Below are 24,964 nucleotides of genomic sequence, written 5' to 3'. Positions count from 1 at the left end.
CATCTCGCGGTCGTAGCGCTCGCTCCAGAGATGGAAGCCGTCGCGCACCTTCACGAGCTGGGCGGTCACGCGCAGGCGGTTGCCCGACTTGCGCACGCTGCCTTCCAGCACCGTCTCCACGTTGAGCAACTGCCCGATGCGCCGGATGTCCTCGTTCTTCCCCTTGAAGGCGAACGACGACGTGCGTGCCGGCACGCGCAGGTCTTTCAGCCGCGAGAGGGCCATGATCAGGTCCTCGGTGATGCCGTCGCGCGGCTCGACCTCGATTCAATCGTCAGTACCCGGTGGCCGCCCCAGCGGAGATGGTGCCTATACGAAAATGGCCCCCTCCCCTTCACGTGCCCCCAATCGCGGCGGGGCTTTGCTGGAAGACTGCGGCGAACGAGCCTAAGTGTTGCCCTGCCGAGCCGTCCCGGCGGTGCGGCAACGGCCGTCGCGCCCGCGTTTTCATCGCGCAGCGGGCTGGGCCGCGCACCGCGAGCGACCTCTCACCTAAATCACGCGACGAAAAGCCGGCTTCGACAAAAAGAACGGTTCCTGCCACCTTTTCCCGGGTTGCCACCTTTTCCCGGGTTGCCACCTTTTCCCGGGCCTGCCACCTTTTCCCGGGCCGTCTCCTATCCGCGGCCCGAATCACAGAGCGTACCATGACATTCCCTTGCGGGCCATTGGCCCGCGATCCGCCCGGCCAGCCGCTTCGCCTGGTCCGCTCTGGCCGCGATCGACCCATCGCGGGCGCGGCCCGCTTAAGCCGCTAAAGTGGTCCCCTCTTTCGCCGCCACCGAGACCAAGACTGCCAATCCGTAAAGCCCGCAGGCATTGCCATTCGGGTCAAAAACCATTTCCCAAATCGTTCTGACCCCGTTCTGCGTCTGGTCAACGTAATCCATTATACCACAACGGGTTGATGTCGAATCCAGACTACCCGTCACGACCCAAGAATACGCGAAAATACCCCACTTTGCGCCGCAAAGTCGGGAGATTTGACGGAGATTTTCTGGGCCAAAGATTCTGCTCTTCCGATTGCCACCCTCTCATTTAACCTGGAAGTATTGGGCCACTTTGCTGCGGCCCGCTCACCACCCGTAACGGAGAAGAAACGATGTTAGCCCCAAACGTGGGAAACGTAGTGATTGATCGGGAGCGCGATATTCACTACACGGTCGTGGCCTACCGCGCCTTGACCGAAACGGAATTGATGTTCGTGGTTCGGCAGTTTCTATCAAGCCGCAAACGTTCTCCCAAGAAAGGGAGCCGATTCGAGATTGTCACGTCCATCGGTGCCAGGGACTAAAGGGGAGGCCTGGAGCCGATCAGGCATCAGCGGCGCAAAAAGAAGGCAAGCCGGCGCCATGAGGCGTAGAGGGGACTCGACACTCCCCACCGACTTGCCATCAAACTGCCGCTAGCAGAGATGTTTCGGTCATCCGGCCCACCAAAGCCGTCTGCCGCGGTGGCTCTCTGCGGCGATGCGTTGGTGCGCATCTAGCGGCCCACTGGCGGAGGTATTCACCCGTGTCGCCCCTCCGTTAACGTGCGCCTAGTCCGGCAGTTTCAAATTGGTCTCCCATGAAATGCGGGAATTGACGATGCTGTGCATCTCGTGGATTTCAGTGGAACTGGGAGACGTAGCAATGCCAGGGAAGGCAGCCAAAGTGACGATCACGGAACGTCAGAAAGTAGTCCTGGAGGAATTCAGCCGTTCGCGGAGTGAAGCAAAGGTCATTGCTCAGCGGGCAACGATCGTCCTCCGTGCCTTTGAGGGGTGCTTGAATGAAGACATTTCCGCGGAGGTCGGGCTGGAGCGAAAGCAGGTCGGCGCTTGGCGACGGCGCTGGCAGGACGCTTGGGAATCGTTGACCTGCCTCGAATGTCGCGAACCAAGGCGACTACGAGAAGCCATTCGCGATACGCTGCGCGACGCGCCACGATCTGGTTCTCCAGGCACCTTTACGGCCGAACAGATCGCCCAGATCCTGGCCGTCGCCTGCGAGCCGCCCGAAAGGTCCGGTCGGCCGATCACGCATTGGACCCAACGTGAGTTGCGGGATGAAGTCATCCAGCGGGGCATCGTCAAGGAAATCTCGCTCTCTCGCATCGGCCATTTTTTGCGGAAAGCGGCGTTACGGCCGCATCGGCGGAAGATGTGGTTGAACACCACGGAGAAGGATCCGGACTTGTTTCAGCAGCAGGTGGAAACGGTTTGTAAGACCTACCAAGCGGCTCCGACTCTTCACGAACAGGACGCAACGCACACCGTCTCTTGCGACGAAATGACGGGCATTCAGGCATTGGAGCGGATCGCCCCTGCCAAGCCAGCTCTGCCCGATCAGGTTGCCCGCGAGGAATTCGAGTACGCTCGCCACGGCACAACGACCCTGATTGGCAGCTTCGATGTGGTGACGGGACAGATGTGCCAAGCCACGCTGGGACCGACCCGTACCGAAAGCGATTTTGTCTCGCACATCGAGCGGACGGTGGCGGCCGATCCGGATGCAAACTGGGTTTTCATCGTCGACACGCTCAACATTCATTGGTCCGCAGGGCTGGTGGAATGGGTGGCAGAACGATGCGAGCCGAATAGGCCGTTGGGAAAAAAAAGGGAAGGAAGGCATCCTGAAATGTCAGGCGACATGCCGCCAATTCTTGTCCGACGTATCGCATCGCATCCGCTTCGTGTTCTTGCCCAAGCACAGTTCGTGGCTGAACCAGATCGAGACCCTGTTTGGGATCATCATGCGAAAGGTGGTCCGCAGAGGCAGCTTTCCGTCAGTCGCTGACTTGGAAGAGAAGCTTCGGCTGTTCCTGGATTATTACAATTTCACGATGGCCCATCCATTCAACTGGACCTACACGGGCAAACCATTGCGACAGCCGCGGCACAACGACTATTGCCCGCCCCACCGCAGGCGTTTGCCTTCCAAAGTCAAATTGGCCAAACTACTGCTTGCATGTCCAAGCGAATCCGAAGTGCCGGACTAGGCGCCCAGCGTCCAATTGGTCGTTAGGAATGCGCAGCATCATAAAGCGCGGCTGGCGGATTTCAAGGCCCCGCAAACGCAAAACGGCCCCGCCGCATTCCGCAAGGCTCTTGGTCGATCGGCTCCAGGGGGCAAAGAAACAACCCGCAGAGCTACCGCTGCAAAAAAAGCAACACCAGCAGCGTGAAGGATATGCCAAGCGAAACGCCCATCAGGCACAACAAAAAATGGTGAACAATCGCGTTGTCACGACCGGTCAACGACCAAAGAAGCTCGTTGGTTTTACCGGGGACTTGCCTCACAGCCGTCGCGGCGAACTTCGCCGCCGACCACAGCGACAGAGCGATGCTTTTAGTCAGTAAGGCCAGTTCTACGAACAGCTCGATGAAGGGCCCCACTAAATCCTGACTAATTTGCTTTGTTGACTCCCAAGTGATCTCCTCTTCCTTGGGTTTGGTTTGCGACGGCAGCGAGCATTGGCAGTAAGGGCATTTTGTTGCGTCCGGGTCAACGGCCTTTCGACAGGCCGGACAGAAGACCCGCAAGTCAGCAAGCGTTCCAGCCACGAGCCAGCCAATCGGGCCAAGAAATGCGCCCCAAAAAACCCCGCGGCCCGTCTGCCCTTTTGCTTGACCGATGCAATATCCGACCGTCCCGCAGACGACCACCCACATCAAAAACGCAAAGGATACCAGCGCGTCCATATGTCTTGTTCAGCCTGATCTGGAAGAGCGCTTGATCGAGTTAGCGAGTTACAAGGGAAACAGGGTCACGTTGGTTGCATTGTACAAGACATGGGCAAGGAAGCACGGTTTCCTCCTCTCTGTTCGGTTGTGGGTCGGGTAACGCCGGCAAGTGAGTGTTCAGGCGGTGGCATAAGTCGCTGGCCGCCTCATAGAGGTTTTGACCGGTCGCGGCGGCCCAGAGATCAAGCGCGTTGCCCGCTCGGCCGCACTTGAAACGCTGGAGCGCTTGCCGCCCGAGGTTGACCGCGAAGCAGTAGCTCGTGCCAGCCGAGGAACCGTGCAGCGGGCAGGGACCGCGCTGCTGGGCGCCGCGGGGGCCGCGTCAAGGCGACCATCGGCCGATCATTTGCCACGCGATGATGCCTTGGGCTTAGCATCGCGCCGCCGTCCCGTCCGGGTCGCCGCCTTACTTCAAGAACGGCCGGAACTGTTCGACGTCGAACGGCTCAAGAACAAACACAGTTTTTGTTCTACCATTTATCGTTTCGTACTTTTCAATTCTAGAAACCTCCATGACGCCGTTGACAGCAATCGTTGAATCATCGGCGAGCTGCGAGGCATCAATGCCTTGCAGCCGAAACACCACGGCACTGGCGGGGCCGGCCTTGCCAATATCGTGCAGTGCGGCCAGCGCTTCTTTATCGCTCAGAACTTGAACAATCTTGACGTTGTGCCTGCCCTTGACGGCCGCTAGCGACGTGAACTTGGAAACTCTTTTCACACGCCAGTCTGGCGGCTCTTCACCTGCATCGAACGCATCGGCCGCGCGCTGAATCTCGATTCGATCAGGCGTCCTGATTTCACCGACCGGGAAGGCCGGCAAGCGACCCACATCGCCCACCGACAAACCCGATACGTCAAGTTCCGGCCAGGCGGTCAGGTCGGCTCGTTTGGCTGATACGACGTCCTGGGCCGCGACCGGCTGCTTTTCAGCCACCGCCAACTCGGCCATCCTCGACTCGATTTCCTTGGCTTCTTTTTTCAATTCTGCCGTTCGTCGGCCGTTTGGTCTTTTTGATGCTTCCCTTTTCAGGTCGCTCCTGAACTTTGCTTTCATCGCATCCGGCCAGCGGGGACTTGCAAGCTTCTTTTTAAGCTCGGCTACCTTTTTGGCGTCCGGCTGCGATGATAGCTCTTTGTTGATTTCGTCAAGTCGCCGGGACGCGGCCTGTATCTCACGTCGTTTCTCGCCTGCCGCCCGGCCGGCTTCGCGGCTGTCGGCCTGTCGCTGCAAACTCGCCAGCCATTCTTCCCGCTTTTCCCAAATGGCTTTTAGCCGTTCTGGCGGCTCGTCTGCGATCGCGGCAAACCCCACGAAACAGAACACCAAGCCGAGGGCAAATCGCACGGTACGGTACTCCGAGAGAAAACGTTTGCTTCGTCGGGCCAGCCCAGCCGCGGGGCCAGATTCTTAGCGCCGCCAGCGTAGCTATCGGCGGCCACACGATGCCGAGAGTTTACCATCGCGCCGGCACCCGTCAAGGCGTCGCCTTACTTCAAGAACGGCCGCAACTGTTCAACGTCCGTCAGTCGCGGACTTCGATGTCCTTGGTCGGGTCGCGTCGAATCGCCCATCTGCCCCCCTTCGCACTAGCCCCGGCGATCCATTGGGCGGCATTGTCGAGTGCAGCTTCCGCCGTGGCTGCCTTGTCATCGGAGCGCAACGCAATAGACAGTTTGCCGCCAGCCGAAATAACGGAGCACGTGCCCCCCTTCGCGTCGGCTTCAGCGATCCATTTGGCCTCGTTGTTCAGGTCGGCTTCGATCGACGAGGACTCGTTATCAGCAACCAGCACGAGCGAAAGCTTGCCGTCGGGTGAAGTAAGGAAGAAGTGCGCCTTTCCGTCGGCGTGGCACATCCACGTACCACGCTGCTTGCCGTCCGAATCATAGAGCAGAAAGTTGCGGGTGCGGACGACTTCCTGGACGTTGTCTTTTGCCCCCACCATCCAGGGCAAAAGTACTGCGACTGCGACAACGGCCAAATATCCGTGCAGTCGACGGCAACGACGTTCCAACGCGGCAAGCTTTTGTTCGATGCTCATCTTGTTCTCTGGGTGAACGTGCCCCAGACCAAGTGTAAGCGTGCCGCAGATGGCCAGTCAACCAGCGGCTCGATGGGGCGATGGGGTGGGGCTAGTTTGCCGATAGGGCGTTGGCCAAACGCGGTGGCGGCTCGCCCCCCCCCGAACGCATCCGAAAAAAAACGGGCGCGGTTTCGTGGCGGGGCGCCCTTTGGCGATCGCCCCTTACTTACTCGCCTCGAGCATTGCCAGGGCGACGCGGCGGTTGATCATCATCGTGGCAAGAAAGCTGTCAGGAACCGATTGTATACGAGATGCCGGTTCGCACAGATCAGCAGCCGCAGACCGCGCACCCGCCGACGCATGTCATCGGCGCGAACCACGTCATGGATCCGTGCAAGAAGGGCGAACTCGCCATGCAGCCCAAAACTTGCATGGGCGGGACGCCCGGGCTACCTTGGGTGTGTTGTTCTGCCCACAATTGCGAAGGAGCCGAAGCCATGAGTGCCATTCCTAGTCGGGTGCGTGACCGGATCGTCACCAACATCAAGAAATTCCAACCAATCGTCGCCGCCGCAAAAGCGAAAGATGTCGGCGAGGGCGATACGGTGGCGCTCGTGCATGACATGCTGGCGGAGCTTTTTGGTTACGACAGATTTTCGGAGATCACGTCCGAGTGCAAAGTGAAAGCGAACTTTGCCGACCTGGCCGTCAAGTTGGAGGAAAAGATCCAGCTTCTGATTGAGGTCAAGGCGATCGGCAAGGAACTGAGGGACCACCGTGGCCAGGCGAGGGGCTATGCCGCCGACAAAGGCATCGACTGGGTCGTCCTGACCAACGGCGATCATTGGCAGGTCTTGAAGCTCGTCTTCGACAAACCCATTGAATGCGAGCTCGTCCTTGAGTTCCGCATCAGCGAACTTGACCGGAAGTCGGAGTCGAGCATTGAAAAAATCTATACGATCAGCAAGGAGGGCTGGGCGAAATCGGCCCTCGAGTTGCTCGACGAGCGGAAGGAGGCATTAAACCGCTATTTTATTGGCGCCATCATTTCATCGGACCAAGTTTTGAGTCTGGTGCGCCGCGTACTTCGCCGGGTGTCGCCGGATGTGAAAATCAGTGCCGACGAAATCAAGGCGGTCTTGATCGACGAAGTGTTGAAGCGAGAAATCTTGGAAGACGAAAAAGCTGATGCCGCACGAAAGCGGGTCGCTAAGGTGTTAACCAAGAAAGCGCGGCCGCGTGCCGAGCCAAAGTCGCCACAAGTCGCGGGTGGCGCGCCAACATGATCCCATCTCAAGGTTGTGCCTTACCTCGGTGTTATGCCCGGTATTGATCCCTGAATCACGCGCGGCATGCGAAAACGCTCTGAATCGTCGTCTCGCCGCGCGCCAATCGTTCGGGCGCCATGTAGGCCGGCGTGCCGGCAATCTCGCCGGCGCCTTTGGCGCTGTCCTCCAGGCGTGCCAGGCCGAAGTCGGTGATGCGCGCCTGACCCCGGCCATCGATCATGACGTTGGCGGGCTTCAGATCTCGGTGCAACACCCCCTTCTCGTGGGCCGCCGCCAGACCCGCGCAAAGCTGCTGGGCGATCTCGAGGCCCTTGTCCCTGGGCAAACGCCCGATGCGGCGCAGCAAACCCTTTAGGTCCTCGCCGTCGATAAACTCCATCGACAGAAAGTGCTGGCCCTCCATCTCGTCGATGTCATAGACCCGGCAAACATTGGGATGCGCGAGCTGCCGGCTCAAGCGCACCTCGCTCACAAATAACTGAAAGCGTCTGGGAACTCTCGGCGACGCCGCGCGGCAGAAATTTGAGCGCCACCGGATGACCGAGCTTCAAGGCAATCGGCGCGATAGACCTCACCCATGCCGCCCCGGCCGGCGAGGGACACGATTGGGTAGCGGCCGGCGATTTTGGTTCCCGGCAGGAACCGGCCATGAGCGGACGAATGCGGGTCGGAAATCGACGGGCAAGCGCTGGCGTTCTTCGCAGGGTAGTGATCGACCGTTGCCTCCGGCCGCCCACCGCCCTGGGGCCAAGCGCGTGATGGGCCGAGTCGTTGTGAGCGTTGCGTCGGCCGGGGCTGGCGGTGTAGAATGCGACATAAGCTTCGCGGGGAAGAGATCCAACTCATTCGAGAGTGATTCAGAAATGCCGTTACTCGATCATTTCCATGCCCCTCTTCACCCGCAACGGCACTGGGAGGCGTTTCACTCGCGTTGGGCCAGCGCAATTGCCGACGCGTTAAACGCGGATCTCTTGCCGCCGGACTATTTCGCCGAGCCTGAAACACACGCCACGGGCCGCGTAGAAATCGACGTAGCGACGTTCGAAGCGCCCGGCGAAGGGGCCGGCGGGGGGCTGGCGACGGCGACGCTTCCGATGCGCGTCTGGAGCGCTCCCCCAGCGGCGCTCTCGATGCCCTGCGTATTTCCAGGGGCGTTTCGCGTTCGGGTGTTCCGCAACGAAGGCGGCGCGGTTCTTGTCGGCGCGATCGAGCTCGCCAGCCCGGGCAACAAAGACCGCGCCGAAGAGCGGCGGGCCTTTGCAGCGAAGTGTGCCAATTACCTCTATGAAGGCGTCAGCCTGATTGTTATCGACGTCGTTTCCAACCGCCATGGAAACCTGCACAACGAGATTGTTGACTTGATGCGCTGCGCGTCACGATTCCGCTTCGGCCGTGAGGAATCGCTCTATGCCGTCGGGTATCGGCCGGTCCGCCGCGATTCGGCCGACGTGGTCGATATGTGGCCGACGGAGCTTTTTCTGGGGCAACCTCTGCCGACGCTCCCGCTTTATTTGAGAGGCGATGTGTGCGTTCCGGTCGAGCTCGAGGCGACGTATATCGACGCCAGCCGTCGGCTGCGTCTGACATAGACCAGGCACGAGGCGACGCTCGTGCAAGGCGCGGCTCCTCGAAGCTGGCCTTCACCGACTCGCCCCCGGCAAGTCGTCAACCGCGGCCATCAGGCTGGAAGTCGGGGCGACGGGATTTGAACTGTCGAGAAGCGCGTCTGCCGTGTTTCGCGGCCCGGCGGGGTGGCCCGGTCGGGAGATCGCCAACCTCTGGCGAACCGTGCAATGGGGCAGTATTTTTGGAATGCACCAAACCGACCCCCATCCAATGCTGCTCCGGTACTCAAGACACCCTGCTCGTGAACATGGATCCTCAAGCGACGCCTGCTTCTCCCCTCTCGGAAGAACTTCCCGCAGCGGACTCCGGCGTTGGACAAGCGTGTCCCGCATCGGCCGACGGCGGCGCACGCCGCCCGGAGATTTCACGTTTGCGTGATTTGTCTGGGCAGCAACTCAAGTCGGGCATCGCCGCCTGGCTGGGGTGGCTCTTCGACGGTCTCGACATGCACCTCTATGTGCTCGTCGCGACGCCGTTCGTTGCCGAACTGCTCGATATATCGGACCTGAAAGATCGCCAGGTCGGCTACTACAGCTCTTTGATCCAAGGGGCGTTCATGATCGGCTGGGCGCTGGGAGGCGGCTTTTTTGGCCGCATTGCCGACCGTATCGGCCGCAGTCGCGGCTTGATGCTCACGATTCTCACCTACGCGATCTTCACCGGGCTGTCGTATTTCGCCCACACCTGGTGGCAATTGCTGATCTTCCGGTTTCTGGCGGCGCTGGGCGTGGGTGGAGAGTGGGCCGTCGGCGCGTCGCTGCTCTCCGAAACCTGGCCGCGAAGTTGGCGGCCCTGGATGGCGGCCGTTCTGCAAACCGGCGTCAATTGCGGCATCATGCTGGCCAGCCTGGCCAACTTTCTCTTGGCCGCCTACCCAAAGCGGTCGGTGTTCCTGGTCGGCGTGCTGCCGGCGCTCTTGGTGTTGTGGATTCGCCGCGCCGTGCCCGAGCCGGAAGAATGGCAACGGGCACGGCGGCAAACTTCGCACGTCGCGCCGCCTTTCCTCGACCTGTTCCGCGGCCGCGTGCGCCGCGTCACGCTGCTCACGCTCGTGGTTTGCGGTCTTTCGCTCACAGCGCATTGGGCGTTTACGTTCTGGTATCCGCAGCACCTGCGAAACATGGCCGACATCAGCGGCTGGACGGAATCTGAAAAGAGCCAACTCGTCAGTCAGGCGGTCTGGCTGGTCATGTTGTCGTCGATTGCGGGCAATTTTTTGGCCGGGTTGATCGCACGCTGGCTGACATATCGGCTGGCCATCGCCGGCCTGTTTTTGGCTTACTTTCTGGCGATGTTCGCCACGTACTATGTGCCGCGCGATCACCACGCTCTCTGGCCCGGGTTCGCGGCGATCGGGCTGTGCCAGGGGGCGTTTGCCCTGTTCACGATGTATCTGCCGCCGCTGTTTCCCACGTTGTTGCGCACGACGGGCGCGGGGTTCTGCTACAACTTCGGCCGCATCGTGGCAGGCATCGGCACCGTCTTTTTTGGCCTGTTCTCCGACGGGGTCGGCGATTATCGCCTCGCGCTGTTCTATGCCGGCTTCTTGTTCCTACCCGCCGCGGCCTTCGCTTGCCTCCTGCCCGAACCGCCGGATGAAGCACGGTCGTGATCAGTAGGCCGGCTCCTTCAAGCGCGGCTCCCGCCCGCCTGGCTCAGCGGAGGCTCCTCCTCGTCGAGCGGACCGGCAGGTTTTGGTTTCGATTTCGGCGGTGTTTTGGCGGGCGCGGCCTTGGGAGCCGACCGCGTCGGCTTCTCCGGTTGGACCGCGTTCTGCGGCGACGCCGGCGGTTCAGCGATCGGCGGTTTGTTGTTCGCCGCCGGCTCCGACGCGACCGCCAGAGCCTGCGGCATGTCGGCATCGCAAAACGACGCCACGCGCTGCTGCAGCTTTGCCAATCGCTCCAGCACCCCCACGTACTTTTCGTGCTCGGCCTGGTCTTGCTCGCCGCTTTTTCCGGCAAGCTGCTCGACCAACTGGTCGAGCGCGCCCAAGTGCTTTTCGTTGACCTTCAACACTTTGAGCGCCGCCAAATGGTCCTGGGCTTTCTCCAGCCGGTCGAAGGCCTGCTCGGCTTCGGGCAGCCTGGCCTCCAGCGACGGCAGGTCGACTGCCGGCCACAGCTTGTAAAAGAACCGCCGGCCGGCGCCGTGATCGGGGCTTTGCACTTCCCACTGCTTCTTGAGCTGTGCGGTTCGCTGCGCAAGCTGCGGTTGGTCGGGCTGTTCGCCGAGCGCGAGCGTGTATTTATCGAGAGTGTCGTCGATGTTTCCCTCGCGCAGCGATTGGTTGCCCAGCTCGATCAACACGTTGGCACGGCCCTGGGCGTCGTTTTTTTCGATGGTCCGGGCAAGATTGGCCGTCAGCGTTTGCAGGCCGGCATGCTGCCGCTCGATTTCGCCAAGCTGCTGGGCCAGCCAGCTCAATCGTGGGTTTTTGTCTTGGCCCAACTCCTTCGCCTCTTGATGGATAATGCCGACGTTGCGTTTAAGCCCGGCAAGCTGCTTGTCGAGCGACGACAGCAGCGCCTGGCCGATGCGTAGCGCCGCTTCATATCGCTTGTCGGCGTTGGTCAGGTTGATCTGGCGGATCTTTTCGGCCAGCAGTGCTTGCAATGCCCGCACGTCGGCGACCAGATAGCCCAGCTCTCGCTCGAAGTCGCCTTTTTTCGTGGCGGCACGGTCCACCGGCAAGCGGCAAACGAGGTCGCACTCGTCGGCGGTGATCGGCAGCGGAAAGTCGATGGCCGAGCCGGCGCCCTGGCGAATGCGGATGTAGGCCACGTGGTTGAACGTGCGGGGCGCGGCCACCTGCCCGCGTGGGTCGGGCGAGCCGAGCAGGTCGGCGTCGTCGATCGCCTCGAAACCGCGGTCGTTGGCATACACCGTGGCCGCTTGCACCGGAGCTCCCGACGCCTGATCGACCAGCCGCAAGTTCAACCGCCCCGTGCGGGTCGGCAGCCTGACGGCCTGAAAGCCGACGATGCGCGGGCCGCGCCGCCAAGGCCGGGGCAAGTTCGTTTCGATATTGGCCCAGTAGGAGCTGGTCTGGTTTTCGACGCGCAGCACGGTATAAGGCACCGGAACACGGGCCAACGTGCCGTCGCCTTCCAGCACGACCCAAAAGGGCTGCAACACGCTGCCCGGCGTCAGCCAGCGGCCCAACAGCCGCCAACCGCGAGACTGCGAACCGCGGAATACGAGTTCGACCTGGTGCAGGTCGGTGGTGGGCGTCAGCAGGGCGGTCGGGGCGAAGTCGTCACGCACCGCCAGGCAGACGGCCTTGCCCAGCCAGGCGCGGTCCGGCGTCGTGCTCGTGCCGCGCGGACCGATTTGCTCGACGTCGCGAAGGATCTGCCTCCAGGAGACGCGATAAAAGCCGTCGCCATAGTCGAGCCGGAACAGAAAAATCGTATCGTCCGCGTCGTGGAACAATTCCGCCGACCGGAAATCTGCGTGAGAGAGCGAAAGCTCGGAGAGATCGCTGTGGGCCAGCCGGTCGATGAGCGGGTGGCGTCTGACGACGCGCACCTGGGCCAAGTCGCCGAATAAGCGGCGCAGTTGATCGCTTGTCTGGCGCTCCACCGTGTCGGCCAATAGCGGTGTCAGGGCCGCGTGGTCGGCGAAGTCGAGCACGACCGTGATCTGATAGGGGTCGCGAGCGTGAGCGTCGACCTGCGCGGCAAGAGAGACTGAGGCCAGGGACACACTCATCAAACACGCCAGCAAGCACGCGCATTGCCGGCTTTGATAATCGACCATCATGTTGCACCACACGTTAATCATTGACCCTCCCCGCCTTTGAACCGCCAGTTCGCCACGTCGCCGAAGAGCGTCAGGGGACTAAGCTCGACGCCGGCCAACGCATCGTCGATCGCCAGATAGGTGTCGAGCTGCCACAACGGAATCACGATCGCCGTCCGCGCCACGTGCGCGTGGAACTTGTGCATCGTCCGCTGCAAATCGACGAACCGCTTGTGCAAAGCGAGGTCGCGGAAAAACTCGTTCACCGAGGCGTCGGGCGTATAGCCCAGAAAGTTGGGCCCTCCGCGGGCCTGACTGCGCGGGTCGGGGTCGAGCAGGCCGCCGAGCCAAAACGTCTGGTCGCTGAAATCGTGCCGCCAATAAACCAGGTCGAAATCGTGTAGGTCGAGAACGCGCGGAAAAAACTCCGCGGCGCTCAAACCCGTCAACTCCAACTCGATGCCCACTTTGCCCACCTGGGCCGCCATCTGCCGGCAGGCCTGTTCCGCGCCCGGCTCGCTCGCTCGGTATACCAACTTCAGCGGCGGAAGGTTGCCGAGCTTTCGTTTCGCCTCGTCGGCCAGCGGACTTGCCTGCTGCCCGTCGAAGGCGGGCACGTCGGCATCATAGGCCCAGCAGTCGTGCGGAAACGGCCCGGTCAACTCGGCGTGATCGCTCTCGCCGCCCGATGGGCGGAAGACCGCGTCGAGGATCGCCTTGCGATCGATGGCGTGGGCCAGAGCCAAACGCAGGTCCTGACTTTGCATCGCCGGATGCCGGAAGTTGGGCGCCAAAAACCAGACGCTCGGCGGATGCAGCGTGACCACACGCCCGCCGCGCTCTTTGACTTGCTTGACCAAGGCGGCAGGCAAATCGGCCACAAGCTGCAACCGCTTTTCGTAGAGCTGCAGCACGGCCTCGTCGGGCGACAAGACATGAAAGGTGATCTCGCGAATGGCGGGCCTGGCGGGAACGTCGGAGCCGGCCACAAAGCGGACCATCTGGTCGTTGTGCTCTGCCCGTCGATACGGCCCGCTTCCCAGGGGCTGTTCGTCGAACGCTTGCCACTCCTGCTGGGTGCCGCCCTGCGGAAAGCGATGCTTGGGCAAGATCGCAAAGTGCATGAACGACAGCGGATCCCAGTGATCGCGGGCCAGCCGGATGGAGAGCGTGAACGGGTCGTCAGCCCCGGCGGGCCCGGCCCCCGCCAGCGCTTGCGACCAGGCGGGCGAAAAACCGGGCATGGCCTCGCGGCCGAGCAGTCGAATCGTCCACGCCACGTCGGCCGCGGTGACCAGGTGCGGCTGTTGCTCGGAATAGTCCGACCATTTCGCCGGCGGCGCGTGCGGCAGCTCGAACGACCGCCCTTTGGCCAACGCGAGTGGGAATTCGACGGCCAATTGCGGTTCATATCCTGCATCGCCGGCCACCGGACGCACCAGCCGGCTGTAGAGCAATTCCGCGGCCTGCCGCTCGACCGGCAGCCGTGCGTTGTGCGGCAGCCACGTGGTGGGCAGCTCGGCATAGGCACAGTGCAGCGTCGGATAGACGCTTTGGGCGACGTCGTCCGAGGTTTGTGGTGCTGCACGGAAGGCGATGAGCATCGCGATCAGAAAAGTTGCGGTCATCAGCGCTGCGCGTGGTAGGCGGGACCTCGGCGCATGGTTTTCGTTCTGACAACGAACGTAGGGTGGTGCGGCATAGATCATTCCGCCGCCTCCGTCAGTTGTGTACCGGGTGACGGTAGCGGCACCACGGCCAGCGTGCCGTCGACCAGCGGTACGAGCAAGAACCCCTCGGCCGACGCCACGGCGGCCGCGGCCGGGGCCTGGCCTTCGGCGAGTCGGGTTTGCCAGACGGTTTTGCCGTCGTCCATGTTCAATCCACAAATCGTGCCGCTGGCGTCGGTGACGATCAACGTGTCACCGTGGGCTGGCGGCTGACCGCAGATCGCGCCCGGACGACGCTCGCTCGCCCAGTTCGGCCCGTCAGCCAATTCGTCGGCCGCCGCCGTCAGCGAGACGATCACGCTCTGGTCGATGACCACGAGCACGCGTCCCGCTCGAACGAACAACTCGCTCGTCGGCCTTCCGGCCAGCGACCAGCGGTGGACCACGTGCGCCGGGTCGTAGGCATCGTGTACTTCTACCGTGCCCGAAACGCCGGCGATAAAAATGTGCTCGCCGTAGACGAGCGGCCGGCCGGTCAGCATCCCTTCCGCCGCATAGCTCTCGCCGATCTCGAGCCATTGCCCAACGGAACCGCGCGCCTGGTATTGCAGCCGCCGCAAGACCCGGCCGTCGCAGACGAGCACGGTTTCGTGTCCGGCGGGCGTGACGCTGATCGCGGTGCCCGACGGCTGCGCTGCGATCGACCACACAAAGGGCTGATCGTTGACATCGGCCGCGGCGCCGCCGGCCGCGATGCGATGGAGCAAGCCGTCGGAGCAAACCGCGGCCAGCGCGCCGGCCAACAGGCAGGGGCGGCCGAGCACTTCGGCCGGCGGCTGAAGCACCTGCCAGGCCGCTTGCGGATCAAGCGGCCGGACGGCGACGGCGCTCGAATCGGCCGTTCTCGCAAACAGCCGCGGACGACCGTCGTCGGCCTCGATCATGAGCGGCCCGCCGGCGCCGGCCGGCAACGTCTCGTGGTCGGCCGGCTCGACGAGCGTCGTTTTGCCCGACGGCGGACGGTCGAGGTCGAAGGTGGCAATCCGTCCGCCACGGTCGGCCACTGTCACGCGGCCATTTTCCAGCAGCGGGTCGCACGCCGGATGCAAGCCGACCTGGCGGCGCCACAGCGCCGTGCCCGTCTCGGCTTCCTGCGCCGCCAGCTCGCAGCGATTGGCGTCGCCGCTCATGGTGCCCAAGTAAAGCAGCAGGCGCCGATCGACGCGCCTCGATTGTGGTTCGTGCAGGGGTATCTCCGCGACGTGGGTCGGCGTTTCTTCGCCCGTCCAGACCGTATCGACCCTCTGCTGAAGCATGTTGAGCGACAGCCGGCGCAGCGCCCGCCCGGCCTGCACCCAGAGCGACTGGTTTTCGGCATGCGCCAGCAACGTCCGTGTGCCGCTGGCGCCGGACAAAAGTGTGCTGGGCGGCTGCGCCGTGTCTTCGATCAGCCGATAGATGGCTTCCGACTGGTTGTCGAGATTCAGGCCGAACAAGCCCAGCTCGCCCTGGTCGGTGGCGAACATCAAGCGGTCGGGCGAGGCTTGCGGAGCAAACCACGACCACCCCGACACCGTCTGCTCGGCCAACGGCGAGGCGTCGGCATCGGCGAAGCCGGATTCCGAAAGCAAATAGGCGCGGAGCCGCGTCCGGTCGAGATCGGAAGCTTCGATCAACACCAGATACGGTCCGACGACCAGCGGCCCGCTGCGCAGCGAACCGCTGGCGTGTCTGGCGAACAAGACCGACGAGCAGGCCGCTTGTTTGCCGTTGTCGATGGCCGCCGGGTCGATCGCCAGCACGCGATCGAAGTCGGCCGCGAAATAGATCCGCCGCGTGACGGGATCGTAGGCGCCGCCGACCGTCAGCGGCCAGCCGACCTCGTAATAGCCGAGCCGCTTGCCGAGCACCGGTTCGAGCACGTGAATGCGTCCGTCGGCGGTCGGCAGCAGTCCGCGCAGGAGCGGCTTGCCGCCGCCTTGGTCGGCAATGGTGACGAGCGTCAGCGGTGCGGTCATGGCCGCCGGCGCCGCGAAACGCCAACGTTCGGCGCCGGTCGTTGCGTCGAGCGCCAAAACGGACTGTTCGGCGCTCGACCGCACGATGAGCACTTCGCCCGACGTGGCGCTGGCGGGCATCCGCACCGGCAAACAATCGACGTCGAGTCCCAGGCGTCGCGCCCAACGCGGCCGGCCGGCGGCATCGAACGCATATAATACGCCTTGTGCCAGAGTCACGACGACCGCCGAGGCGTCGTCGGCCGGGGCGGCCGGCCCGCCGTCGTCGCTCGGCTGCCAGACGATGGCCAAGGTCTGTCCCGCGGCCGTCTCGCCGACGGCAGCCGCTTCCGCATCGTCGGCGGGCAACGGCCGATAACGCACGCGGGCCGACTCAGAGCGATGCGCCAAAGACTGTTCCTTGAGAATCCGCGGGTCGTCGGCCAACTCCGGTTCGTCGTGCAGCAACGCTTCGATGCGCGCATAAACGCTCCCCAGGTCGCCTTCGAGCGGGAAGCCGGGCACGCGGCGAAAATTCGCGACGATCTCAATGCGCGTCAGATTCAGCTTCACGCTTCGGGCTGTTTCGTCGACGCTTTCGCCCAGCTTTTGCACGCGTTCGGGCACCCACGCATCCTTCATCGCTTCGGCGACCGTGCGCAACAACTCGTGGGCCTGGCGCGCCCGATCGAGATCGCCGGCGGCCTTTTTCGCCCGCTGCAGTTCTGCCAGTTCGCTCAGTTGCCTGGCCCGCTCGACCGATCGCTCGATCAGCCGGCCCAGCGCCTGGAAAAGGTCGCCGGCATAATCGTGGTAGGCCGGGCTGTCGCGGTGCGAGCGAAACAGCCGATCGAGCGCCGCCATGCCGCGCGTCAAGTCACCGGTCGGAGAGAAGACCTCATTGCCCGCATCGCACATATCGAGAAAGAACGGCACGGTCGCCGCCTGCGGCGCCTGAGGAAACCGCTCGACATACTTGGCCAGCGCCGCTCGGGCATGGTCCCATTTATGGTCCTGATAAAGGGCCTGGGCTTTTTTCCATTCCTCTTCGGGACTTTTCGACCATTCTTGAAACTGCAAGACGCCGACGTAGCTTGCCAGCACCCCCAGCGCCGCAGCACCGATCACCGCCAGCCTCACCGCCCACCTCGGCGGACCGCGGCGCCGCGACCGCGGGTGCGGCGGCGCCGCCGACGGAGCCGCATCGGGCTGCTCCGCCTGAGGCACGTCCGCGGGCCTGGAAGAAATCGACGAGGAATTCGGCGCCACGGCCGTAGAGACGGGCGCCGGAAGCAAGCTCGGTGCTTTGATCGCCGCCGGCGACGCGGCAAGCTTGGCTGGCGGGATCTGCACCGGCGGCACCTCGTCAGCCGCCTCGGCATTCACCGCGGTTGCCTTCACGCTCTCGACCGGCTGTTCCATCTCAACCGGCGCCGCGTTCAGCACTTCCAGACTACTGGCTTCGACGGCCTCCGCCCCGGCGACGATCGGCTCGATCTTGAACCGTCGCCGGCAGAGCTTGTTGAAGCACTCCAGGTACTTGCCGACCGAATCGGGCCGCAAATGGTACACTTCCCCGCATGCGGGACATGCGACGTCGATCAATTCGGAGTCGGCCGGACGTGGTGCCATGCAATCATTTTGTGGGTGACAGGCCGCCGGGCAAGTCGAGCGGCGGCTCTTCGCCGGGCGCGGTCGATTTGCCCGGCGATCGCGGACCAGGCGTGGAGCGGCCACGCGAGACGAAATGAACCTTCTCAATTTCCGCGCCCGCCGCGGCGTCGATCGCTTTGACCACGGTTTCATGGTCGACCTCATCGTCCACGTCGAGCACCAGCTCGGCGGTGGCCCGTTTGCGCCGCCGGGCGGCCTGGCGGAGCGCGTCGGTCAGGCCGTCGATCGCGGCCGGGACGCCGTCGACCGATACCGACCGGTCGCGGGCCACCTTGACGATGATGTTGTCCTGGGCCAATTGCGACAGGGTGACCGCGGCCGGCGCCTCTTCGGCCTGGGCCGCCGACAGCTCCAGCGTTTTTTGCACGACGTAGGTGGCCGCGATCATGAAAAAAATCAGCAACTGGAACGTGACGTCGATCATCGGCGTCATGTCCATCTCGGCTTCGTCACGTTCGCCCGCTTTGAAGGGCGGCGCGGGCGGAAGATGTTCTTCCAGCTCGGGGTGCTCGCCGATCAGCCGCCAATCGGCGTCGTTGGGGCCGCGGGCCTGGTCGGTCTCGCTCCAGACTCCGTCTTCGATGCCCCGCGCCAGCCGCTCGAAGCGGACCTGGCGGCCCGGGCCGGAATCGTCTTCGGTGCGAACGCGCCACATGAGAGGGTTCAGGGTTCAGGGTTCAGGGTTCAGGGGGGTGGCTGGGGCAGAAGCTGGCCGGGTCGGGGTCGTGCAGTCCCCAAAACGCCGTCGGCCAGCGATGCCCCGGTGGTGCTGTTACCGGGGCATCGCTTGGCCGCAGGGCGTGTTGGCAAATCCAGCCCCGCCCGGCCAAGCTCTGCCCCGGCCACCGCTTGTGCCGGCGTGCCGGACTGTTCCGACCTTACGGCTGCTCATTGTTTCTCTTCTACTCCTATCAATATCTTCCCCAAGTTCGAAACCGTTCCCAACCGCTCGACGAGCTCGCGAAGGCGGACGTACTTCACGCTCCGGTGCGCGCTGACGATCACGTCGAGCGGCTGCCCGGCGGCTCGGGCGTTGAGCCGCACTTCGTCGACGAGCGCGTCGAGCGACGTGGCCTTCGCTTCGGGCTTGATCGTGTCGCCCAGATAATAGTCGCCGTGCTCGTCGATGACGATCGCCTGCCGCCCTTCCGCGTCGACGCCCCGACCGTGAACGGCTTCGGGCAGGAGCGTCGGCGCCGGATTGGCCAGGTGATTGGTGAGCATGAAAAAAATCAAGAGTTGAAAGGTGACGTCGATCATCGGCGTCATGTCCATCTCGGCCTCTTCCGGGCGACGCCGCGGCCGCTGGGCCACCCATTGGCTCGCCTGGTCGACGTCGAACTCGGCGTCCTCTTCCTCCGCCGCAGCGCCGGCACGCGCCACGCCTTGCGGCAAGCTGGCCGCCAACTCCGGCACATCGAGCACCGACCGCCACCGGTCGCTGCCCGTCGCGCAAACAAGATCGGCCGTGGCGATCCGTCCTTCCATCGCCCAGCTCACCAGCTTGCTCAGCCCAACGCGGCGGTAAACGCGGCCCAGGGCGACGACTTTCAGATCCAGTATGTCTGCCATTTGTCCGTTGTTTGTGGTCGGTGGTCCGTAGTCCGTGGTCCGTGGCAACGGACTACGGACCACTGACTACGGACTTTTTTCCCATCTTGGCCACCAGATTCATCGCCGCCTGAGCGCCGCGCTGCAAGTCAAGCTCGAAACGGTTGACCTGCTCGCGAAACATGGTGTAGGCAAAGATCAGCGGAATGGCGATCAGCAGGCCCTCCGCCGTGGTGAACAGGGCCATGCCGATGTCGTTCGACAGGTCGCTGGGGTTGACCTTCGTGGCGCCGGCAATCTTCTCGAACGCCAGGATCATGCCCCACACCGTTCCCAACAGCCCCAGCATGGGCGACAGCTTGGCCAGCACCAGGATCAGCGGCAGCAGGAAGTTCAAGTCGGGCAGAATCTCCAGCTCGATCAGGTTCGCCAACGCGCTGCGCGTGGCGACCTTGCCCTCCGGCCCGGTTTGCAGCGCGGTGGTGAAGAGCTTGGGCAGGATGCCCGGCTCTTCATCGCAGAGACGAATCGCCCCCTCGACGCCTTCCTTTTCCAGCACCGGCTCGAGGCGGCCGAGAAAATCGGCCAGGTCGGTCTTGGCGTGATAGTTCAACCACCAGCGCCAGAAGACGACCGTCATGCTGGCCAGGCTCACGACGGTGAAGATGATCGTGAAGAACGGCCCGTTCGCTTCAATGATGTGCGAGATGCTCATCGATAGTCCTAGGTTACTTGCCGGTCGCAGACGCTTCTGGGCTCGATTCCAGCATAGTTCGTACGGTTGCCATCCGGCAGTGTCTTTTTAGGTTTACCTCGGTTTCTGCTCGACGACCTGCACATCATACCCGCCGCCGCGGCGGACGACTTCGAAGGTCGTGCTGGCGATCTGGTCTTCCTTCAGGCCGGCATAGGCCTCTTCCATGCGGGCCATTCGGTCTTCGACGTTTTGCGGCAGGAACGCCAGCATGTAAGAGACCAGCGGCAAGCCCAGATATTGCGTCAGCCCGGTAAGCGACTGTGGATTGGCTTCTTGCCAATAGAGCCGCGTCTCCTTTTCCAGACCCTGCATCCGCGACAGCGGCGGCCGCGATGTAAGGTTGTAAAAGAAGCGAAATTTGTCGCCTTGCGTGGGAAATGCCAGCTCCGCGCCCAGCCCCGCGTATTGGGCCAGCAGGTCTTCGACCGAAACGCTGCGGAAGCGGAGGATCCAACGGCCGGGCCGGGCAGCGCGGCCGGTGGCGCCTGAACCGCCTCCGCCCGGCGAATTGCCGGCGGCGGCGTTGCCGCTCCCGCCGACCGCCGTGCCGCCGCCGCCCTGACTCATGTTCTTCCGCAGCCGCTCTTTTGCCCTTGCCAGACCTTCCCGTGCCCTTGCCGCCGATTGCGCTGCCCGCTGCGCCGCCTGCGAGACTTCCGATGAAACCGCGTCGTCGGCCACCAGCGACGCCGTCGAAGGAGACGCCGCGACGTTCGTTTGCAGTTGCTCGGCCGGCAGTTCGGCCAAGTCGGCCGGCTGGGGCGAATCCGTGGGCGAAGTCTCGGCCAGGGCGGATGACTCGCCCGGTCCACCCGCTTGCAAGCCAGCAGCCGCTTCAGGCCCGTCGCCCACCACAACCACATCGACGCCCGGCGCCGCCCGCTCATGCTTCTGGAGCACCTTGGCCATCAGAAGCAGCAACAGCACGAGCAAGACGTGAATCGCCAACGACGAGCAGCTCGATAGCGGAAACTCGCCGTTGGGCGAATAGCGGTGCCAGAACCGTCGCCAGGCCGAAGGCGGTCGCGGCGATTCGGGCTCGCTAGCCTCGGTCGGGACCGGGGCTTGCTGAGGTGGTGTTGCGGAATGCGTGGGGGTCATAATGACGTCGCCTTCGGGTAGACGGTAGATAGTAGACAGCAGACGGCAGACGGGGAGGGAAGATTGCAAATCGCAAATCGCAAATTGCAAATTGGCAATTGTCTGACGCCTGTCTACCGTCGACCTTGTTTTTCATTGCTTGCTCCGTGCGCTCAGCCAAGCCCGCCACTTCTCCAAGGCCGCGTTCAGCTCGGCGGCCCCGTCGCCGGGGCGCGGTCCAAAATCTTGCCGCGTCAACTTGCGCAGGGCCTCGCCGCTCCGCGGCCAAAGCTCGCGCGGCAGCTTCGGCAGCACGTCGACCAACAGGCCGGCCGACGCGGGGTCCGCGAGGCGCTCGATCAACTCGATGGCCGCCAGGCGGCTGCCGCGCTCGACGTCATCGTCGGCCAGCTCCTCGAACGCCACCTGCCGGTAGCCGCTTTCGCGTTGCGCATCGGCACGGGCAATCCGGCCGTCGATCTGCTTCCAGATCAGCTTTTGCAAACGGTCGTCGTCGGTCGCCAACCAGCGCAAGCATTCACGAATCGGCGCGCGCTGAAAGGCGTTGGCCGCCTGCCGCTCGGCCGCCCGTGCCGTTTCGGCGTCGGTCGAGCCGAGGAACGCGATGATTTGTTCAAGCTGGTCTTTGACGTCGGCGTATTTGGGGCTGCGTTTCGTGAGCTCGGCGGCAATCGTCCGCGCCAGCGGATCGCCCGCAAACAACTGCTGCATGTCCAGCAGGCCGGCGACGCTCTGCGAATGAATGCTCTTGGCCAGAAAGCCTTGGGCCAACGCTCTCACGGCCAAGTCATCCTGCTTGGCCAGCGCCAGCAGCTCCTCGCCCGTGGCCTTCGGCATGAGCATGCGAAAGATCTCATAGAAAGTCCGCTTGATTTGCACATTCTTATTCAGCAACTTCGATTCGAGATCGATGAGCTGCGCGACGCTGAATTCGTCGGCCCGCTTGCTCAGGGCGAGCGTGGCCTTTTGACGCACCGAGCCTTCCACATGCTGCATCAGCTCGGCAAGCTCGTCGATGGTCGCCTCCGGCAGCCGTTTTTCGAGCGCCGCCAGCAATAGCTCCTTGAGCCGCGCATCGCCGGGGGCGATCAGCCGGTCAGCCAGCTTCGGCAGGGTGTCGCGGCTCGCCTCGGCGGCCGTCAAGGTTTCTTCGACCAGCCGGGCCAGGGCGTCCAGCGGTGGCGGCTTCGCTCCTTTTGTCGCGATGTGCAGGCTGTTCACGTCTTCGGCATCGGCTTCACCCACCGACACGCCTTCATAGAGGAGAGCCAGCAAGGCACCGTAACGGGCCGGGTTGACGCGATAATCGGTCGCCTTTTGCGAGCGGCCCATGCCCATCAGCTCGGCCCGCAGCTCTGAAATGACGGCCCGCGTGCCGACGGGGCCCATCAACCTCAACAGCTTCACCGCCGTCTCGCGATACTGGGAGACCTTGCTCAGATCGAACCGCGGAAACTCTTCCGGAAAGATATTGGCCGGATCCATGAAGGCCAGCGCCTCCAGGGCGTCTTCGGCCTTGCGGCCCAACAACTCTTGTTGCTGAGGTGTCAACTGCGAGATGATCTGCCGGCCCCGCTGCGGGGCGGGCGCAGCGGGCCTGGCCTGTCCCCTGCCAGGCCGTTGTTTCTTCAGGTCTTCCAGTCCGCGTCCGGCGTGCAGCTCGGTTTCGGTGGCCCGCTTCAAGATGTCGGGAATTGCCCGTTGCACGTCGCCCAACCATTCTTCGAGCGACGAGGTGGTGAGCGCGGCGTTGTGCCAGCCGTGCGCGCCGGCCGGCGTAGCGCCGAGCAAGCCGGCCAGCGCCAGCGCGCCCGCCAACGAGGCCAGGTGAATCAATCGGGTCGGTTTCCGCCGCATAAGATGTGATTCGCTCCGTAGTTTTTAGCGCCGCCCAGGTGCCCGAGCGCGCGTTGGTCTGCTCGATGGCAAATCAGCCTCCCTCAACGCTTGCGGCACCAGCTTTGCCGCGTCCGAATCAGGGGAGTGTTGCCCCAAGCGATCGAAGGCGTCCATGATCACGCGCCACTTGCCGGTGCGCCAAAGCGCCTGACGCATCTGCGCCAAGTCGCGCACCGCGGCTACGGCCGATTGCGTTTCCGGATAGTGCTTGAGAATGAGCACGTAATCATTGATGATATGCGTGCTTCTGGCTTTATCGAGCTGCACTTGTGCCGCCACCTCATCGGCTTTGTCGAGAACGTCGTCTCCCTGGGCGGGCGGGGCATTCGCCGCCTCGATTCGATCGGCGACCGACGGCCCGCGCTCGTCGACCACGTCGGGGTCGTCCGCCACGGCACTGCTCGTGGCCCGCGCCCCGACGGGATAATACGGCTGCTGTTGGCGATCGAGCAACGCCACGGCGTCAACCTCGACAAAGCCTTCGGTCGTCGGATGGAACGTGATAGCCGCTCTCCTGCTCGGCGGCCGGACTTCGCCCAGGCTCCAAGTTCGTACATGATTCTCCGCGTCAAACGAAAGCTGCACCGGCTTGATGACGATGGGCGGGCCGGCGTCAGGGTAGAGAACGACTTTTTGGACCTTGGCAAACAAGGGCGTTTCGAAGACCCGCAGGTAGAGCGCACTCACCGGTTGCGCAAACGTTAGTTCGAGCACCTCCGGCACGCCGCGTGTTGCCGAGCGCCAGGCCTTGCCAAAATCGGCCTGAGGATCTTCGAACTCCATGTCCTCCGTGCCCGTGACTTGGACGACGCTGAAAGGCGGGGCATCTGCTTTTTGCCGGAGGCCCGGCTGAGGCGCGGCGGCGGATGGTGGCAAGGCGTCCTTCGTGGCTGCTGAGACTGCAGCCGCCGGTGGCGACGGCGCGTCGCTCGCCGGCGCCTCGTTCGGTTGAGCCGGCAAATTCGCCGTCCTGGCCGCTGCCTTCGCCACCGCACGGCCGCTGTCCGTTGCCGCTGCTTTGAGCTGGGCATCGCCTGACGTTGGTTCCACCGGGCCATCGGCCAGCTGGCCGTCATCGGGCTTCGTCTCCGAGCGGTCGACGACCGCTGTTGCAACGACCGTTGGCGGGGCGACGGATCCGGGCGCGCGGTCGTCGGAAAACTTGGATGCCGAAGCAATCTCGGCGCGCTCCACCGGCCGGGCGCCAGCCGGCTTTTCAATCGGTGCGGCCGGCGGCCGTACTTGCGCGGCAGACGACGCCGGATGTGTATGCCTGGCGGGGTTATGGCGCGCCGACCAGACCACCCCATAGGTCGCTGCCAACAAGAAGACTGTGGCAAAGGTGAAGCGGGCCGGGCCGGACGATGCGGCCGCGCGACGCCGCCTGAGCCAGGCAAACGAGCGCGGCGGCAGACGGTGCGCGTAGGGTGGGACCAGCGAGCTTGCGAGCGCCGGCCCGCCATGGCCCTCGGATTGGTGGGCCGGCGCTCGCAAGCTCGCTGGTCCCGCCCTACCTGACAGATCGTGCCGCACGGGCGGCAAGTCGTGTGCAGCCTCGCCGACTTCGTGGCCAAACAGCTTTTGGTCGTAAGCGGCTTTCGCCGCCGTGTCGGAGAGGCAGTCAAAGGCCGTGGCGATTTCTCCCAACAGCCGCGTCGCTTCGGCCCCGTGCTTGCCGAGGCAATAGCGGCGCACCTTGGCGCTGCGCTCCAGCCCGGCCGTGTGAATGCGGGCCGCATCGGTTTCGCCGCTGCTCAGTCCAAGCAATTCGTAGTGGTTGGGCGGCCGCCGGTCGGCGGGGATTCCCAACCACTGTGCATAAGAATCGAAATGGTTCAAGGTGCGAGCCCGCCGTTGTCAGGGGACGACCGCCGTGGATCACCGCTTCGCTTCATCATACAA

General features: G+C 63.6%; 18 protein-coding genes and 2 pseudogenes. 6 read left to right on the top strand and 14 right to left on the bottom strand.

What is annotated here, in order from left to right; all coding sequences use genetic code 11:
• Nucleotides 1–225, bottom strand: a 225-nt coding sequence (locus tag VNH11_18710) for a hypothetical protein (GenBank protein HVA48403.1), incomplete at its 3' end; no start/stop codon positions are given.
• Nucleotides 226–1,102: 877 nt separating this feature from the next.
• On the opposite strand from VNH11_18710, the gene VNH11_18705 reads away from it, so the two are divergent.
• From VNH11_18705 to VNH11_18695, 3 genes and pseudogenes are all read left to right on the top strand, one after another.
• Nucleotides 1,103–1,294, top strand: coding sequence for a hypothetical protein (locus tag VNH11_18705; protein ID HVA48402.1), 192 nt, complete (start codon nt 1,103–1,105; stop codon nt 1,292–1,294).
• Nucleotides 1,295–1,574: 280 nt separating this feature from the next.
• Nucleotides 1,575–2,558, top strand: a pseudogene (locus VNH11_18700) (transposase).
• Nucleotides 2,494–2,787: pseudogene (locus tag VNH11_18695) on the top strand (transposase). The pseudogenes VNH11_18700 and VNH11_18695 overlap by 65 nt, the downstream one beginning before the upstream one ends.
• Nucleotides 2,788–3,133: 346 nt before the next feature.
• On the opposite strand, the gene VNH11_18690 reads toward VNH11_18695, so the two are convergent.
• From VNH11_18690 to VNH11_18680, 3 genes are all read right to left on the bottom strand, one after another.
• The gene (locus VNH11_18690; protein ID HVA48401.1) at nt 3,134–3,685 is read right to left on the bottom strand and encodes a hypothetical protein; all 552 of its coding nucleotides are present in this window, start codon (nt 3,683–3,685) and stop codon (nt 3,134–3,136) included.
• A gap of 448 nt (nt 3,686–4,133) precedes the next feature.
• A complete protein-coding gene (locus VNH11_18685; protein ID HVA48400.1) occupies nt 4,134–5,075 on the bottom strand; it encodes a hypothetical protein in 942 nt (313 codons plus the stop codon).
• A 178-nt stretch (nt 5,076–5,253) separates the two neighbouring features.
• Nucleotides 5,254–5,772 (bottom strand): hypothetical protein, encoded by a 519-nt coding sequence (locus VNH11_18680; protein ID HVA48399.1) that lies wholly within the window; start codon nt 5,770–5,772, stop codon nt 5,254–5,256.
• Between the two features lie 293 nt (nt 5,773–6,065).
• Here VNH11_18680 and VNH11_18675 point away from each other — a divergent pair, with 293 nt between their 5' ends.
• Complete coding sequence (locus VNH11_18675) at nt 6,066–7,040, top strand: hypothetical protein (GenBank protein ID HVA48398.1); 975 nt, start codon at nt 6,066–6,068, stop codon at nt 7,038–7,040.
• Between the two features lie 55 nt (nt 7,041–7,095).
• On the opposite strand, the gene VNH11_18670 is transcribed toward VNH11_18675, so the two are convergent.
• Nucleotides 7,096–7,500 (bottom strand): serine/threonine-protein kinase, encoded by a 405-nt coding sequence (locus tag VNH11_18670; protein HVA48397.1) that lies wholly within the window; start codon nt 7,498–7,500, stop codon nt 7,096–7,098.
• A gap of 406 nt (nt 7,501–7,906) precedes the next feature.
• Here VNH11_18670 and VNH11_18665 point away from each other — a divergent pair, with 406 nt between their 5' ends.
• Together VNH11_18665 and VNH11_18660 are read left to right on the top strand one after the other, a co-directional pair.
• Nucleotides 7,907–8,632 (top strand): DUF4058 family protein, encoded by a 726-nt coding sequence (locus VNH11_18665; GenBank protein ID HVA48396.1) that lies wholly within the window; start codon nt 7,907–7,909, stop codon nt 8,630–8,632.
• A gap of 407 nt (nt 8,633–9,039) precedes the next feature.
• Nucleotides 9,040–10,281: an MFS transporter gene (locus tag VNH11_18660; protein HVA48395.1), complete on the top strand. Its 1,242-nt coding sequence runs from the start codon at nt 9,040–9,042 to the stop codon at nt 10,279–10,281.
• A 17-nt stretch (nt 10,282–10,298) separates the two neighbouring features.
• Here VNH11_18660 and VNH11_18655 read toward each other — a convergent pair whose 3' ends face one another.
• From VNH11_18655 to VNH11_18615, 9 genes are all read right to left on the bottom strand, one after another.
• Entirely contained in the window at nt 10,299–12,455 is a 2,157-nt protein-coding gene (locus tag VNH11_18655) for a hypothetical protein (GenBank protein ID HVA48394.1), read from the bottom strand.
• Complete coding sequence (locus tag VNH11_18650; protein ID HVA48393.1) at nt 12,452–14,041, bottom strand: ABC transporter substrate-binding protein; 1,590 nt, start codon at nt 14,039–14,041, stop codon at nt 12,452–12,454. The genes VNH11_18655 and VNH11_18650 overlap by 4 nt, the downstream gene beginning before the upstream one ends.
• 77 nt (nt 14,042–14,118) lie before the next feature.
• Nucleotides 14,119–17,712 (bottom strand): PQQ-binding-like beta-propeller repeat protein, encoded by a 3,594-nt coding sequence (locus VNH11_18645; GenBank protein ID HVA48392.1) that lies wholly within the window; start codon nt 17,710–17,712, stop codon nt 14,119–14,121.
• A gap of 4 nt (nt 17,713–17,716) precedes the next feature.
• On the bottom strand, nt 17,717–18,409 hold the full coding sequence (locus tag VNH11_18640) for a biopolymer transporter ExbD (protein ID HVA48391.1): 693 nt from the start codon (nt 18,407–18,409) through the stop codon (nt 17,717–17,719).
• 233 nt (nt 18,410–18,642) lie between these two features.
• Nucleotides 18,643–19,326: a biopolymer transporter ExbD gene (locus tag VNH11_18635; GenBank protein HVA48390.1), complete on the bottom strand. Its 684-nt coding sequence runs from the start codon at nt 19,324–19,326 to the stop codon at nt 18,643–18,645.
• A gap of 52 nt (nt 19,327–19,378) precedes the next feature.
• Entirely contained in the window at nt 19,379–20,020 is a 642-nt protein-coding gene (locus VNH11_18630; protein ID HVA48389.1) for a MotA/TolQ/ExbB proton channel family protein, read from the bottom strand.
• A gap of 93 nt (nt 20,021–20,113) precedes the next feature.
• The gene (locus VNH11_18625) at nt 20,114–21,163 is read right to left on the bottom strand and encodes a hypothetical protein (protein HVA48388.1); all 1,050 of its coding nucleotides are present in this window, start codon (nt 21,161–21,163) and stop codon (nt 20,114–20,116) included.
• Nucleotides 21,164–21,295: 132 nt separating this feature from the next.
• Nucleotides 21,296–22,999, bottom strand: a complete 1,704-nt coding sequence (locus tag VNH11_18620) for a hypothetical protein (GenBank protein HVA48387.1) — start codon at nt 22,997–22,999, stop codon at nt 21,296–21,298.
• Between the two features lie 45 nt (nt 23,000–23,044).
• The gene (locus VNH11_18615) at nt 23,045–24,901 is read right to left on the bottom strand and encodes a hypothetical protein (GenBank protein HVA48386.1); all 1,857 of its coding nucleotides are present in this window, start codon (nt 24,899–24,901) and stop codon (nt 23,045–23,047) included.
• Between the last annotated feature and the right edge of the window lie 63 nt (nt 24,902–24,964).

Source organism: Pirellulales bacterium, from assembly GCA_035533075.1.
Lineage (GTDB): Bacteria > Planctomycetota > Planctomycetia > Pirellulales > JAICIG01 > DASSFG01.
The sequence above is the reverse complement of the archived record's forward strand: the minus strand, read 5'-3'. Positions and strand labels throughout refer to the sequence as shown.

Bases quoted from the DNA above. Each gene is read 5' to 3' on its own strand.
- VNH11_18705 (HVA48402.1), top strand. From the start codon at position 1,103: ATGTTAGCCCCAAACGTGGGAAACGTAGTGATTGATCGGGAGCGCGAT.
- VNH11_18690 (HVA48401.1), bottom strand. From the start codon at position 3,685: ATGGACGCGCTGGTATCCTTTGCGTTTTTGATGTGGGTGGTCGTCTGC.
- VNH11_18680 (HVA48399.1), bottom strand. From the start codon at position 5,772: ATGAGCATCGAACAAAAGCTTGCCGCGTTGGAACGTCGTTGCCGTCGA.
- VNH11_18675 (HVA48398.1), top strand. From the start codon at position 6,066: ATGCCGGTTCGCACAGATCAGCAGCCGCAGACCGCGCACCCGCCGACG.
- VNH11_18665 (HVA48396.1), top strand. From the start codon at position 7,907: ATGCCGTTACTCGATCATTTCCATGCCCCTCTTCACCCGCAACGGCAC.
- VNH11_18655 (HVA48394.1), bottom strand. From the start codon at position 12,455: ATGATTAACGTGTGGTGCAACATGATGGTCGATTATCAAAGCCGGCAA.
- VNH11_18650 (HVA48393.1), bottom strand. From the start codon at position 14,041: ATGACCGCAACTTTTCTGATCGCGATGCTCATCGCCTTCCGTGCAGCA.
- VNH11_18645 (HVA48392.1), bottom strand. From the start codon at position 17,712: ATGGCACCACGTCCGGCCGACTCCGAATTGATCGACGTCGCATGTCCC.
- VNH11_18640 (HVA48391.1), bottom strand. From the start codon at position 18,409: ATGTGGCGCGTTCGCACCGAAGACGATTCCGGCCCGGGCCGCCAGGTC.
- VNH11_18635 (HVA48390.1), bottom strand. From the start codon at position 19,326: ATGGCAGACATACTGGATCTGAAAGTCGTCGCCCTGGGCCGCGTTTAC.
- VNH11_18630 (HVA48389.1), bottom strand. From the start codon at position 20,020: ATGAGCATCTCGCACATCATTGAAGCGAACGGGCCGTTCTTCACGATC.
- VNH11_18625 (HVA48388.1), bottom strand. From the start codon at position 21,163: ATGACCCCCACGCATTCCGCAACACCACCTCAGCAAGCCCCGGTCCCG.